Annotated in this window: 10 protein-coding genes; all 10 read right to left on the reverse strand. The window is 70.0% G+C overall.

Annotation, left to right across the window (positions count from 1 at the left end):
* Positions 1 to 132: 132 nt before the first annotated feature.
* Positions 133 to 3,501, reverse strand: coding sequence for a translation initiation factor IF-2 N-terminal domain-containing protein (locus ACY466_RS14535; RefSeq protein ID WP_463246058.1), 3,369 nt, complete (start codon positions 3,499 to 3,501; stop codon positions 133 to 135).
* 387 nt (positions 3,502 to 3,888) lie between these two features.
* The gene (gene ndk, locus ACY466_RS14540; protein ID WP_463246059.1) at positions 3,889 to 4,302 is read right to left on the reverse strand and encodes a nucleoside-diphosphate kinase; all 414 of its coding nucleotides are present in this window, start codon (positions 4,300 to 4,302) and stop codon (positions 3,889 to 3,891) included.
* Positions 4,303 to 4,355: 53 nt separating this feature from the next.
* Positions 4,356 to 4,766 carry a DUF4233 domain-containing protein gene (locus tag ACY466_RS14545; protein ID WP_463246061.1) on the reverse strand — a complete coding sequence of 137 codons (411 nt, stop codon included), beginning with the start codon at positions 4,764 to 4,766 and terminating at the stop codon, positions 4,356 to 4,358.
* Complete coding sequence (gene folC / locus ACY466_RS14550) at positions 4,763 to 6,181, reverse strand: bifunctional tetrahydrofolate synthase/dihydrofolate synthase (protein ID WP_463246063.1); 1,419 nt, start codon at positions 6,179 to 6,181, stop codon at positions 4,763 to 4,765. Before folC ends, ACY466_RS14545 begins: the two co-directional genes overlap by 4 nt.
* Complete coding sequence (locus tag ACY466_RS14555; protein ID WP_463246064.1) at positions 6,178 to 8,841, reverse strand: valine--tRNA ligase; 2,664 nt, start codon at positions 8,839 to 8,841, stop codon at positions 6,178 to 6,180. Before ACY466_RS14555 ends, folC begins: the two co-directional genes overlap by 4 nt.
* A 65-nt stretch (positions 8,842 to 8,906) precedes the next feature.
* Positions 8,907 to 10,961 (reverse strand): S9 family peptidase, encoded by a 2,055-nt coding sequence (locus ACY466_RS14560; protein WP_463246066.1) that lies wholly within the window; start codon positions 10,959 to 10,961, stop codon positions 8,907 to 8,909.
* Positions 10,958 to 11,923, reverse strand: coding sequence for a heme-dependent oxidative N-demethylase family protein (locus ACY466_RS14565; protein WP_463246067.1), 966 nt, complete (start codon positions 11,921 to 11,923; stop codon positions 10,958 to 10,960). Before ACY466_RS14565 ends, ACY466_RS14560 begins: the two co-directional genes overlap by 4 nt.
* Positions 11,920 to 12,831 carry a PDR/VanB family oxidoreductase gene (locus ACY466_RS14570; protein ID WP_463246069.1) on the reverse strand — a complete coding sequence of 304 codons (912 nt, stop codon included), beginning with the start codon at positions 12,829 to 12,831 and terminating at the stop codon, positions 11,920 to 11,922. The genes ACY466_RS14565 and ACY466_RS14570 overlap by 4 nt, the downstream gene beginning before the upstream one ends.
* Positions 12,825 to 13,250 carry a hypothetical protein gene (locus tag ACY466_RS14575; protein WP_463246071.1) on the reverse strand — a complete coding sequence of 142 codons (426 nt, stop codon included), beginning with the start codon at positions 13,248 to 13,250 and terminating at the stop codon, positions 12,825 to 12,827. The genes ACY466_RS14570 and ACY466_RS14575 overlap by 7 nt, the downstream gene beginning before the upstream one ends.
* The gene (locus tag ACY466_RS14580; RefSeq protein WP_463246073.1) at positions 13,181 to 14,185 is read right to left on the reverse strand and encodes an iron-siderophore ABC transporter substrate-binding protein; all 1,005 of its coding nucleotides are present in this window, start codon (positions 14,183 to 14,185) and stop codon (positions 13,181 to 13,183) included. The genes ACY466_RS14575 and ACY466_RS14580 overlap by 70 nt, the downstream gene beginning before the upstream one ends.
* Positions 14,186 to 14,338 lie beyond the last annotated feature (153 nt).

The following is a 14,338-nucleotide window of genomic DNA, read 5'->3' on the forward strand; positions in this document are numbered from 1 at the left end:
CTTCTGTACTGCCTGGTGGAGAGCGTCGGCGAGTCACACCGTGAGGTGGGCACGAAGTGGCCGCATCGCCGACAGCGACTGTCCAAGATTACGGTAGAGCCGGTTCCCCGGTCAAACCGCCTCGGACGGCCCTCACTCCTCGTCGACGGGCGGACCTGCAGCTCGTGCCGCAGCTCGACGGCGGGGCCGCCGGGCCGGTGCGACCGGCGTCACGGATGCCGCGCCGCCGACCGTGGTCGGTTCCGCCGCCCCGGTGTCCGGCACCGCGTCACCGCCGGCCGAGTCACCGTTCGCCGCGGGCGTCTCGGCCTCAGCCGTCGCGGGAACCACGATGACGGTGCCCGCCGACTCCCCCGCGGGTGCGGACGCGGCTCGCGAGACCCGACGACTGCGTCGGGCGCGCGTAGGTGCCGCCTCCGGCTCGGGCGTCGTCACGTCTGCCACCGCGGGTGCGGCGACGTCCGGAACGGCGACCTCGTCGGGCGTGCCGGCCGGGTCGGACACCACAGCGTCCGGTGCAGCCGAGTCCGGTGCAGCCGAGTCCGCGACAGCAGAGTCCGAAGCAGTGGACTCCGCCTCGCGGACCGCCGCGACCGCCGCCGCGGCGTCGGCGGCACCGGCCACCGCTTCCGCATCGGTGTCGCCCTGACCGTGCGCGGCCATCGCCAACGCGACCGGGTGGGGTCGGCGGACCGTGGTGTCGGTATCGGCGTCCGGTTCGGCGGAGTCGGAGCGTCGTGCGTCGTCGCCGCGGTCCCGGCCGCCGCGCTTGCGACGCGATCCGTCCCCGCGCTGGTTGTCCCCACGCTGGTTGTCCCCGCGCTGGTTCTCCGAACGGTTGCCGCGACCACCGTCGTCCTTGGCGGGCTCGACCGGGAACTGATGCATGACCAGTCCGCGTCCGTGGCAGTGCTCGCAGGTGGTGGAGAACGCCTCGATCAGACCCGTTCCCATTCGCTTGCGTGTCATCTGGACCAGGCCCAGCGACGTCACCTCGGACACCTGGTGCCGGGTGCGATCGCGGCCGAGCGCCTCGGTGAGACGGCGCAGGACGAGATCACGGTTGGACTCGAGAACCATGTCGATGAAGTCGACGACGATCATGCCGCCGATGTCGCGAAGCCGCATCTGCCGCACGGTCTCCTCGGCCGCCTCCAGGTTGTTCCGGGTGACGGTCTCCTCGAGGTTGCCGCCCTCACCGGTGAACTTCCCGGTGTTGACGTCGACCACCGTCATCGCCTCGGTGCGGTCGATGACCAACGTGCCGCCCGAGGGCAACCACACCTTGCGGTCGAGTGCCTTCGCCAACTGCTCGTCGATGCGGTAGGCGGCGAACACGTCGACGTCCTTCGACGAACCGACGTAGCGCTCGACGCGAGGCAGCATGTCCGGGGCCACGGTCTCGATGTAGCCCTGCACGGTGCTCCACGCGCGATCACCTTCGATGACCAATTTCGAGAAATCCTCGTTGAACAGGTCACGGACGACCTTGACCAGCAGGTCCGGCTCTTCGTACAGCGTGACCGGGGCCGACGACTTGGACGATTCTGCTCCGGACGAGCGCTCCGAGACGGTGGCCCACTGCGCCTGCAGGCGGGTGACGTCGCGGGCGAGTTCCTCCGCGCTGACGCCTTCCGACGCGGTGCGGATGATGACGCCGGCCTCGGCGGGCACGATGTCGCGGAGGATGTCCTTCAGTCGCTTGCGCTCGTTGTCCGGCAGCTTGCGGCTGATACCGGTCGACGATCCTCCCGGCACGTACACCAGGAACCGCCCGGCAAGGGAGATCTGCGTGGTGAGCCGGGCACCCTTGTGGCCGACCGGGTCCTTGCTGACCTGCACCAGAACCTGGTCGCCGGGCTTGAGGGCCTGCTCGATCTTGCGGGAGCTTCCACCGAGGCCGGCGGCGTCCCAGTCGACCTCACCGGCGTAGAGCACGCCGTTGCGGCCCTTGCCGATGTCGATGAACGCGGCCTCCATGCTGGGAAGCACGTTCTGCACGCGGCCCAGGTACACGTTGCCCACGATCGAACCCGACGCGGTGCTGGTGACGAAGTGCTCCACGAGCACACCGTCCTCGAGGACCGCGACCTGAGTGAGGTCCGGATGACCCGCCAGCGTCTTCTCGCGAACGACCATCGTGCGGTCGACGGCCTCGCGGCGAGCGAGGAACTCGGATTCGGTGAGGATCGGCGGACGTCGGCGCCCGGCGTCGCGGCCGTCGCGGCGACGCTGACGCTTGGCTTCCAGACGCGTGGAACCGCTGATGCCCTGCACCTCGTCGCGATCACGTGACCGCGACTTCGCGCGCGGTTCACGCTCGTGGACGACGGTGTTGGGCGGATCGTCGTCCGTCGACTCCGTGTCGCTCGACGCGTCGGAGCCGCTCTTGCGGCGACGACGACGGCGACGACGGCGGCTCGCCGAATCACCCGAGTTCTCGTCGCTGTCGTCGGAATCGTTGGAGGAGTCCGATCCACCGGCCGAATCCGCGTCGGCCGAGGCGTCGGAATCCCCGGAGTTCGAGTTCACCGAAGAATCCTGCGTATCGGACGAATCGGTGTCGCTGTCGTCGGCGGCATCGGAGCGAGCGGCTCCGGACCGGCGACTGCGGGAGCGGCGGCTACCGGACCGGCGCGACGGGCCGCCCGTCGACTCGTCGCCGTCGGAGCCGTCGGTCGAGGACTCGTCGGACGACGTCTCGCCCGCGGTGGTGTCGGACGCGGTGGCGTCCGATGCGATGGTCTCGGACGCGGTGGTGTCCGGCGTGGATCCCTCGGACTCGTCCGACGCACCGTCGTTCTGGTTGTCGTCGTTCTGGTTGTCGCCGCGACCGCGACCACGGCCCCGACGCCCCCGGCGGCGTCGGCGCGGACCCGACGAGTCGTCGTCCGAGTCGTCGGCGGAATCGCCCGAGTCGGAGGACGTGCTCTCCACAGCGGGGCTCTCCACAGCGGGGCTCTCGGCCGCGGGCGTCTCGGGCACAGGCGTCTCGGCGTCGGGTGTCGCTGCTGCGGCGCCCGAGGTCTCCTCGGACCGCGCGTCGACGTCGGTCGCGTCCGGTGCCGCCTGCGGCTCCTCCTTCTTGGCCGCCGAGCGCGAGCGTCGACGGGCCTTCGGCGGGGTGACGGCTTCGGGCTGCAGGAAGACCGGCATGGCCGCGGTGTCGGTGGGCGCCGGAGGTGCGGTGACCGGCTCGGTCTCGATACCGGTGAACAGATCGGGTTGGGGTGCGCCGGCGTCCTCGGGCGCGGCCTCGACCGGTGCTTCGGCCGCGGCGCTCGGGTCGGCGGAGACGGCCTCGGTGACGGGCGATCCACCGAACGCCGCGGCCAGCGTCTCGGCGTCCGCGCGGACGACGCTGGACTGCACGCTGCGCGCGGGCGTCCCCATCGTCTCGAGCTCGGCGAGCACCTGCTTGCTGGTGACTCCCAGCAGTTTGGCGAGGGCGTGAACGCGGATGCGGTCGGGGAAAGTCTGGGGCGGCTCGTGGTCGGCCACGTGTTCTCCTCGGGCCCCCGGGCGCGGTCGACCGATCGCCGTTTCCGGTGCTTACCGGCGTTCGGCGATCGAGCGGCACGCGGCCACGCGAGAGCTAGTGTTCGTTTCCGGGTCCGGTGGACACGGAAATAAGCGGGTTCGCAGCACCGCGAGCGACGTGCTTCTCTGTCGTCCCGCCGCGTTGCCTGGACGGATGGCCGGTCCGAGCACCTGATCTTCAGCGTGACACGCGAGCAGTTGTTCTGCCGGCGCCTGTCCGCGATGACGGGCATCGTTCCGTGGTTGTCATCCGGTTGGACGCGCGTGGTGCACGGCACAACCTGCCGTCGAGTATCCCACACTCCCCGGCGCCCGCGTGCCAGCGCGGCGGGACCGGCGAGTGGACGGTCAGGAGAAGTCGGGGAACCAGAGGGCGATCTCACGGGCAGCCGACTCGGTGGAGTCGGAGCCGTGCACCAGATTCTGCTGGCCGTCGAGCGCGAGATCACCGCGGATGGTGCCGGGTACCGCCTTGGCGACGGGGTCCGTTCCGCCGGCGATCTGGCGGAACGCCTCGATCGCGCGCGGTCCTTCGAGAACCGCGGCGACGACGGGGCCCGAGGTGATGAAGTCGAGCAGCTCCGGGAAGAAGGACTTCTCCCCGTGCTCCGCGTAGTGCTCGGCGGCGAGATCACGGGAGACCGCCTTGAGCTCGAGCGCGACCACGGTCAGGCCCTTCCGCTCGATCCGGCTGAGGATCTCTCCGATGTAGCGGCGGGCGACGCCGTCCGGCTTGACGAGTACGAGAGTGCGTTCGGTCACGGTGGTCGAGCCTAGAGGACCACTTCTCTCGCTCTCCCGGCTCCCCTGCGCGTTCAGTCCCGCTGGCCGTACAACAGACCGCGCCGAATCCTCTGCTGGAGGTTGCGGCGGAGGTAGAGAAGGTAGAGCCACACCGCGAGGAACAGCACGCCGACGATGGCGATGGACGGATGTGCCAGGAAGCCCAGGATCACCAGCACCTGCAGACCCAGGTCGAACCGAAGGGCCCACGGTCGGCCCTGCACCCCGGCACCGAGGAACATCGCGAGGGCCAACGCCACCAGATACGTGCCGCTGAGCCAGGTCACTCCGCCGCCGACGGTGGCCACGACCGGGAGCGCGAGGAGGACGACGATGCCCTCGAGCACCAACGTGCCGGCGCACACCCCGCGGAACCCCTTCCACGGATCGTTGGTGGGCGGCTTGAATCCACCGGTCTCGGCGTCGGGTGTCTCCGCGGTCATGCCGGGTCCTTTCCGAACAGTGTGCGAGCGGCGCCCGCGGTGACGACGGATCCGGTGACGACCACGCCGGCTCCCGACACGGCCTCCCCCTCGTCCGCCACGTCCTCGGCGATCGAGATGGCCATCTCGATCGCGTCGGGCAGCGTGTCGGCGACGACGACGCGTTCGTCCCCGAATCGAGCGACGGCGGCGTCGGCCAACTGGTCGACCTCGAGGCCGCGCGGAGACCCGTTGTGGGTCACCACGATCTCGTCGAAGATCGGCTCGAGGGCCTGGAGAATCCCGTCGACGTCCTTGTCCCGCATGACGGCGACGACGCCGACGAGTTTGCGGAAGTCGAATTCCTCGGCGAGGGTCGCGGCGAGCGCACCCGCGCCGTGCGGGTTGTGGGCGGCGTCGACGAACACCGTGGGCGCGTTGCGCACCCGCTCGAGCCGACCGGGATTGACGACGGAGGCGAATCCCTCGCGCACCGTCTCCACGTCGAGCCCGCGGTCCGCACCGGCGCCGAAGAACGCCTCGACGGCCGCGAGGGCCAGCGAGGCGTTACGCGCCTGATGTTCACCGTGCAACGGAAGGAAGATGTCGTCGTAGACCCCGCCGAGTCCGCGGAGCTCGAGTTGCTGTCCGCCGACGGCGATGCGTCGGGCCAGCACGACGAACTCCGAGCCTGCTCGGGCCACGGCTGCATCGGCCTCGACGGCGCGACGCAGCAGTACCTCGGAGACCTCGGGTTGCTGCTCGTCGAGCACCGCCACGGTGTCCACCGGGTCGAGGCGTTCCGGGGCCTTCTTGATGATCCCGGCCTTCTCCCCCGCGATACCGGCGAGATCGTTCCCGAGGTACTCGACGTGGTCGATACCGATGGGGGTCACGACGGCGACCTGAGCGTCGATCACGTTCGTCGCGTCCCACCGTCCCCCGAGACCCACCTCGACCACGGCGACGTCGACCGGCGCCTCGGCGAACGCGGCGAACGCCATGGCGGTGAGCACCTCGAACTTGCTCATTTTCGGTCCGTCCGCGGCCTCCGACTGCGCGTCGATCATCTCGACGTACGGGAGAATGTCGCGGTAGGTGTCCACGTATTGGCGCGGGGTCAACGGCGCACCGTCGATCGCGATGCGTTCCACCGCGAGCTGCAGATGCGGACTGGTGGTGCGGCCGGTTCGGCGGTGGAACGCGCGAAGCAACGATTCGATCATCCGCGTCACCGAGGTCTTGCCGTTGGTGCCGGCCACGTGGATCGACGGGTAGCTGGTCTGCGGTGAGCCGAGCAGGTCCATCAACGCGCTGATCCGCGTCAACGACGGCTCGATGGTGGTCTCGCCCCAGCGCTTGTCCAGTTCGGTCTCGACGAGGGTGAACTCGGCCAGATCGACCGGAGACGGTGCCTCCGCGGAGGGCGAGGTCATGCGCCGAGCTCCGTCAGCCGCTTCGTCAATCGCTCCACGTCCTCGCGAGCCACCTGTTGCCGACCCCGGATCTTCTCCACCACGTTCTCCGGCGCCTTGCCGATGAACGCCTCGTTCCCGAGCTTGGCCGTGGTGGCGTCCAGGTCCTTCTGCGCGGCGGCGAGATCCTTCTGCGCGCGCTTGATCTCGGCCGCCACGTCGACGGTGCCCGAGGTGTCGACGGCCACGGTCACCGTGCCGAGCGACAACCGGACCTCGATGGACGCGGACTCCGTGAAGGTGTCCTCGGCCGGAGTCAGGAACGACAGCGCGGTCACGGCCGGAACCAGCGCGTCGATGTCCGCGGCGGTGGTACCCACCAGACGGGCCGGCACCTTCTGCTTGGGTTTCACACCCTGATCGCTCCGGAACCGTCTGATCTCCGTGATCAGTTTCTGGATGTCCGAGACACGCTGCAGCGCAACGGGATCGGCACCGACGCCCGATTCCTTGGGCCACGCCGCGGTGACCACGGACTCGCCGCCGGTGAGCGCCTTCCACAGCGTCTCGGTGACGAACGGGATCACCGGATGCAGCAGCCGGAGCAACGAATCGAGCACGAATCCCAACACGACGCGGGTGTTCGGTGCGGCGTCGCCGGCGAACTGCACCTTGGCCAGCTCCAGGTACCAGTCGCAGACCTCGTCCCACGCGAAGTGGTAGAGCGCCTCGCACGCCTTGCCGAACTCGTAGCGGTCCAGTGCGTCGTCGACCTCGGCCCGCACCGTGGCGAGTCGGTCGAGGATCCAACGGTCGGCGTCGGTGAGTTCGCCCCGGCTCGGCAGTTCCGGGGCGACGTCGGCGTCGAATCGGCCCGCGCCGTTCATCAGCGCGAACTTGGTCGCGTTGAACAACTTGGTCGCGAAGTTGCGCGAGCTCTGCGCGTTGTCCTCACCGACGGACAGGTCACCGCCGGGGTTCGCGCCCCGAGCGAGGGTGAAGCGCAACGCATCCGCGCCGAACCGATCCACCCAGTCGATGGGGTCGATGCCGTTGCCCTTGGACTTCGACATCTTGCGACCCTGTTCGTCGCGAACGAGGCCGTGCAGGAACACGTCTCGGAACGGCACGGGGCCGGGGAGCTCGCCCGCGACGGTGGTGCCGAACATCATCATCCGCGCGACCCAGAAGAACAGGATGTCGTAGCCGGTGACGAGAACGCTGGTGGGATAGAACTTCTCGATCTCGGGTGTGCGCTCCGGCCAGCCCAGGGTGGAGAACGGCCACAGTCCGGAGGAGAACCACGTGTCCAGCACGTCGGGGTCCTGGGTCCACCCCTCGGGCGCGGACTCGTCCGGTCCGAGGCACACGGTGTCGCCGTCGGGTCCGTACCAGATGGGAATGCGATGTCCCCACCACAGCTGCCGGGAGATGCACCAGTCGTGCATGTCGTCGACCCAGGCGAACCAGCGCGGCTCCTGACTCTTCGGGTGCACCGTGGTCTCGCCGCTGCGCACCGCGTCGCCGGCGGACTTCGCGAGGGAGTCGACCTTCACCCACCACTGCAGCGACAGCCGGGGTTCGATGGGCTCGCCGCTGCGCTCGGAGTGGCCGACGCTGTGCAGGTAGGGCCGCTTCTCGGCGACCACGCGGCCCTGCTCGGCGAGAGCCTCGCGCACCTTCACGCGCGCCTCGAACCGATCGAGACCGTCGAACTGCGTTCCGGTGCCGGTGATCGCGCCCGAGGTGTCCATGATCGACGGCATGGGCAGCGAGTGCCGCACGCCCATCTCGAAGTCGTTGGGGTCGTGCGCCGGGGTGATCTTCACTGCGCCCGTGCCGAACTCGGGATCGACGTACGAGTCGGCGATGATCGGGATCTCCCGATCGAGGAACGGATGCGGCAGGGTGGTGCCGATCAGATCGGTGTAGCGCTCGTCGTCCGGATGCACCGCGACGGCGGTGTCGCCGAGCATGGTCTCGACCCGGGTGGTCGCGACGATCACGTGCGGTTCGTCGTCGTTCAGCGACCCGTAGCGCAGCGAGACCAATTCGCCGTCGACGTCCTCGTACTTGACCTCGATGTCGGAGATGGCCGTCTTCAGGACCGGGGACCAGTTGACGAGCCGCTCGGCCCGGTAGATCAGTCCGCTGTCGTAGAGCGTCTTGAACATGGTCTGCACCGCGCGCGAGAGACCGTCGTCCATGGTGAACCGTTCGCGGCTCCAGTCGACTCCGTCGCCGATGCGGCGCATCTGCTCACCGATGGTGCCGCCGGACTCGGCCTTCCACTTCCACACCTCGTCGACGAACTTCTCGCGCCCGAGGTCCGCCTTCGCGACGCCCTCGGCGGCGAGCTTCTTCTCCACCAGCGACTGGGTGGCGATACCGGCGTGATCCATCCCGGGCAGCCACAGCACCTCGTAGCCCTGCATCCGCTTGCGGCGGGCGAGGGCGTCCATCAACGTGTGGTCGAGGGCATGGCCCATGTGCAGGCTGCCGGTGACGTTGGGCGGGGGCAGCGCGATCGAGTATCCGGGCTTGGTGCTCGCGGGATCGGCGGTGAAGTACCCGGCGTCGACCCATCCCCGGTAGAGGTCGGCCTCCACCTCACCGGGGTTCCACGCCTTCGGAAGCCGGTCGGCGGGGTTGTCCTGCGGTTCGCTCGTCGATCTGGTCACCGCCCGATTCTAGTTCTCGGTACCCGTCGCCCCGCGCCCGGTCGGATCACCGGTCCGCACGTCGCTCAGGACGGAAGAACCTCCGGCATCTCGGACTCGATCCCCAGCACGTGCCGCGCGAGGAACGCGTCGACCACCTCGTACCAGACCTTCGCGTGTTGCGGCGACAGGATCCAGTGGTTCTCGGTGGGAAAGACCAGGAAGCGGTGGTCGGTGACTCCGTTCTCGTCGGCGGGCAGACCCGATTCGGACAGCAACTCGAACCACAGGCGCAGCGCCTCCCCGATGGGAACGCGATAGTCCTTGTCGCCGTGGATGATCAGCATCGGGGTGACGATGTCCGCGACGGACAGGTGCGGGGAGTTGTCGAACGCCATCTCCGGCGTCATCTCCCGCAACCAGTACGACGCGTCGTCGGTCGTGGGGCCGAACTGGTCCAGCGCCCAGAGACCCGCGTGCGAGACGATCGCGGAGAACCGATCGGTGTGCCCGGCGATCCAGTTGGCCATGTATCCGCCGAACGAGCCACCCATCAAGGCCGTTCGCGCCGCGTCCACGTCCGGCCGCGCCTCCGCCGCGTCGGTGATCGCGAGGATGTCGTCGTACGTCTCGGTTCCCCACCGGCCCCACCCTCGCTGGAGGAACTCCTGTCCGTACCCGGTGGACAGCGCGGGATCGGGGAGTAGTACCGCGTATCCGCGAGCGACGAGTATCCACGGGTTCCACCGCCAGGACCAGGTGTTCCACGAGTCGATCGGGCCGCCGTGCACCCACACCACCAGCGGCGCGGGCGTGGCGTCCGACGCCCCGGTGGGCCGCGCCAGCCAGGCGCGGACGCGGTGACCGGCGTCGGTGACGGTCTCGACGTCCACCAGATCGCCGGGCAGCTCCGGGAGCTCCGTCGGGGCCCGCAGCACGGTGATCGCACCGGTCTCCCGGTCGACGCGCACCGGATGCGGCGGCGCCGCGTAGGACGCCCGCAGCGCGAAGACCGCGGACCCGTCGCGAGCCGCGACCACGTCGGTGTACGCCGCGTCGTCCGTGGTCAGGGACCGAGCCGACGATTCGGTGACGACGAAGATCGGCGCCCGGCCGTCGTCGTCAGCGGTCACCAGCAGCGAGCGGGAGTCGGCCGACCACACCGTCGAGGACGGCCATCGGTCCCAGTCCGCCGCCCACCGGGCCGAATCACCGGTCTCGAGATCCATCACCCGCAGCGTGACGCACGGCGCCGTGTCCGGGGTCGACCGCGACTCGTGCAGGAACGCGAGCCACCGGCCGTCCGGGGAAATCGCCGGGGAGAAGACGTCCGCATCCGGGTCGTCGACGAGGACGGCCCGTGCGCCCGAGTCCACCTCGTAGCGCACCAGAACCAGGCGGGTGCTCGCCTCCGGTCCGGGGTGCCCCTCGGAGGTGACCACGAAGGAGCCGTCAGGAGCGAGGTCGTACGTCGCATCGCGCAGGGCTCCACCTCCGGCGACGCCGCCGGGGTCCGGGGTGAGATCGACGAGCGGCAGATCCGTCCGGTTCGCACCGTCCGCGTCGACCGAGAACAGGTGCGCTCGGCCCGGTCCCAGGTCCTGATCCCAGTGCCGCACCGGGTATCCCGAGTGCAGGACCGCGCTCACCTTCGTGTCCTTGCGCAGCGTGCGGAGGCGATCGTCGTCGGTCTCGGAGCCGAGCACGTCACCGGTGAGCACCACGTGCGTCGTGTTCCGGGCGGCCACGGGTCCACCGACGCCGCCGGACCGGTGCGCGATCCGGCGAGCGTCGCCGCCCACCGCGGGAAGCACCCACAGACCGGTACCCGTGCTCGCGTCCGCCCCGGTCGGCTTCCGCAGGAACAGCAGGTCCCCGGTGCTCGCGTACACCGGCGCCGAATCGCCCCCGGCGCTGCGGGTCAACCGCCGGGCCTCGGTCTCGCCGGTCGGATCGATCGCCCACAGCGAGGAGACCCGGGCGGTGCGCTCCTCGTCGAGCTCGGCCACCGCGATCACGAGAGTGCGGCCGTCCGGGGACAACGCGAGGGAGGCCGGATGCGGCAGGTCGAGGTAGTCGTCGAGAGATCCGAAGGGCCCGTGCCGATCGGCCGGGTTCGAGGCGTCCGTCGTTTCCGTCACCGTGGCAACTTATCCCGACGGTCGAACCACCACCGTTCGACGGCCGGTCGCAGGGGTGTGACGCCTTTGTAGTCGGCCATGTCCTCGGGGAGCTCCCGGAGCACCGCCACGGTGCGTTCGGCCCACCCCGGGACCAGCGCCAGCTCGTCCAGCGACGCCAGATGAGTCCGGATCAGAAACATGATCGCCCCGGACGGCGCCAGCCGCGTCAGATGTTGGAGCTCCACCCGCAGACACAACCGTCTGCCCACCTCGTCGGCGTCGGCGTCGGCCACGGCGCGGCGAGCCGGCTCCCACTCGTGGCGGGTTTCCACGGAGGCGTCCAGACGGTGATCGACTCCGAGCGAGAAGTTGGTCCGGCGCACCCACTGCCGGGGTTCGAGCGTCCCGATGAACGCCTCGGCACGGGAGACGATGCCGTCGTCCAGCACGCGGGGAACGGGCCGGTGCAGCTCGTGGAAGCTCATGCCGAGGTCGAAGTTCATCGACCAGTCCGCGGCGAACGTCACCACCCCCGCATCGGCGTGCAGATGCCCGTCGCGGGTGTCGAGGAGCACCACGTCCTCCTGGATCTGGCTCGCCGCGAACACCAGGGGATCCGTCGAAAGAATCGCCGGCGAGACCTCGATGCCGAGCATCCCGTTGCGCCAGTACCGGCTCGATTCCCCGAGTTCCGTCTCGTCCGGCCGCGCACGATGCAACTCGGCCAGGATCACCGACAGCGCATCCGCCTTCGCCTCGTCCATGTGCGGGAGCGCCGCGTGCCGCCGCGGGTCGGCCGCGAGGATCCGCGCGCGTTCGGCGATCACGTCGCGGTACTCGGGTCCGACGTCGACGATGTGTTCTCCCCATCGACCGGCCGCGGTCGTCCGCACCGTGCGCCCGGGTTCCAGGTCGGTTCCGTAGCGGTAGGTGTCGGTCTCGAACGGGAACGGGAAGCGCTGCAGCGCAGCGGCGGTCACAGGTCGAGCTCGACGAGGTCGGTTCCGCGGGCGCGCGAGACGCAGACCGCCATGCGTCGATCGTCCGCAGGAAAGAGGTCGCGATGCTCCACCGAGCCCGCGGTGACCGCGGTGCGGCACCGACCGCACACACCCCGACGGCACAGGCTGTCCACCGCGACGCCGTGATCGTCGAGTACGTCGAGGGCAGACCGATCGGCCGGCACCTCGAACACCGTGCCACTACGGCGCAGGCGGACGTGGAAGGCCCGGGTGGGACCCGAGGCCACCGCGAACGCCTCGCTGTGGCATCGCGACCGGGGCCATCCCGCGGCCAGGGCACTCTCCAGGACCGCATCGACCATGGCCGCGGGTCCACAGACGTAGAGATGGGTCCCCAGCGGCTGTCGACGCAGCGACGAGTCCACCGCCGCGGCGAATCGAGAGCGGTCGACGAACGTGCTCGTCGCGCAGACGGCGGCCAGGTCGTCGGCGTGGGCCCCGCCGCCCGGTCGATGAACGTACAGCGCCTCGGCGCGCTCCCCCGCCCACCGCGCGAGCGACAGGATCGGCGTCACCCCGATACCGCCGGCGACCAACAGGTGTCGACGGGCGGAGAGGACCGGCGCGAAGGCGCTGCGAGGTGGTGCGACCACGACGCGGTCTCCGACGCGGCGGCGGTGCAACCAGGCCGCGCCCCCGTCGTCGCGCCCGTTGCGCACGCTGATCGCGAAGGCTTTCGGTCTCGCGGCGTCGCCCACCAACGAATAGGCGTTCACGCGCGGATGCCCCGCCCGGTCGGGGCCGCACTGCACCAGCACGTGACTCCCCGGAACCCACGGTTGCGGCGGCGCATCGGGGGCCAGCGTCAGGGTGCGGACAGTGCCGTCGACGCAGGCGGGACGGGACGCGATCACCGTCGTCAGCACGACGGCACGCCCAGGACGGCGGCGTGGTGCGCCGAGAAGTGCGTCGTGACCGTCAGCGCCGCCCGACACGAGAAGCACCGCGGACCCGACGGACCGACGCTGCCGCACCGCGGGCAGTACATCCGTGGCCGGGCGGGCTCGGTCACGACGAGGTCGATCTCCTCCGTCGTCGCGCCGCCGCTGCGGGCGAGAGCGGCGGCCGCGGACGCATCGCCGGCGGGACCGACGATGCGGCACCGCCACCCCACCTCGGCAACGGACAGTTCGGCTCGGAGCCAGTCCTCCGCGGCGGACCCCCAGCCGGCGAAGCGCTCTCGCCGCGCGGGAGGGCCGACCGTGATCTCGAGGGTCAGAGCCTCTCGGCCAGCCGGCCCGGGAGCTGATCCAGCGCGAACGGCAGGCTCAGCACCGTGCTCCATGCCATCGCCTCCGCTGCCTCGTCCTCGAGAATGATGACCCGATTCTCGCGCACCGCGGCCAGTCCCTGGTACACCGGCGTGTTGTCCAGCTCGGCGCGAAGGCGATCGCCGAAGCCGCCGCCGGCGTACCAGACGAGGAGGTCGACGTCGGCCAGGGACAGCTGCTCGGTGCTGACGGGCGCGAAGTTCGCGTCACCGATCTGCGCGGTCACGTCGGGGTTCGCGAACCCGAGTTCGTTCAGGAAGCGCACCTTGGGGTCCTGCGGTCCGTAGACGCCGAACTGGCCGGGTCCGGCCAGAGCCCCCACCAGCACCGTCTTGCCCGCGAACGACGGGTTGGCCGCGGCGACCTCCGCGAAACGGGCCTCCACGTCCGACACCAGCGTCTGTGCCTCGGTCTCGCGGCCGAGGGCGCGGCCCAGCAACGCCGTCTGATCGCGCCAGGGAATGCCGTAGTCCCCGAAGCCCTCCGGTTGCGTCACCGTCGGAGCGAGCGCGGACAGGGAGTCGTACTGGGCCTGCGTGACGCCCGCGTAGGTACCGACGATCAGATCGGGCGCGGCCAGCGCGACCCGCTCGACATCGATGCCGCTGGTGGCGTCGCCCACGATCTCCGGGGTCGCGTCACCCAGCGCTTCCTGCGCCCACGGCCACGTCGCGTAGGGGTAGTCGCCGTACCAGTCGAACACTCCGGCCGGGATCACGCCCAGCGCGAGGAGGGTGTCGTGATCGTTGTAGCCGACGCTCACCACCCGCTGCGGATCGCCTGGCACCTCGACCTCGCCGTACTTGGTGGAGACGGACACGCCGTCCGCGGCGCCGTCACCCGTGGTCGAGTCCCCGCCGGAACTGCACGCGGCCGCGGCCGCGGCCAGGAAGGCGCCCGAGGCACCGAGGAGAAAACTGCGGCGAGAAACGCCTGCCGAGAGAGACATCGCGAGATCCTTTTCCATGACATGCCGCGGTGCGTACCGCGGTGGAAGGCTAGGCTAACCGATGTTCTTCGGAATCGGGGTGACCCGGAACCGGGGTTGTGGCAGTGCACCACCGATCGGGTCCACTATGGACACATGCACCGATACGCTCGT

It is taken from the genome of Rhodococcus sp. K11/5 (assembly GCF_055193735.1).

Bases quoted from the DNA above. Each gene is read 5' to 3' on its own strand.
- ACY466_RS14545 (WP_463246061.1), bottom strand. From the start codon at position 4,766: ATGACCGCGGAGACACCCGACGCCGAGACCGGTGGATTCAAGCCGCCC.
- folC (WP_463246063.1), bottom strand. From the start codon at position 6,181: ATGACCTCGCCCTCCGCGGAGGCACCGTCTCCGGTCGATCTGGCCGAG.
- ACY466_RS14575 (WP_463246071.1), bottom strand. From the start codon at position 13,250: ATGGAGCACGGTGCTGAGCCTGCCGTTCGCGCTGGATCAGCTCCCGGG.
- ACY466_RS14580 (WP_463246073.1), bottom strand. From the start codon at position 14,185: ATGTCTCTCTCGGCAGGCGTTTCTCGCCGCAGTTTTCTCCTCGGTGCC.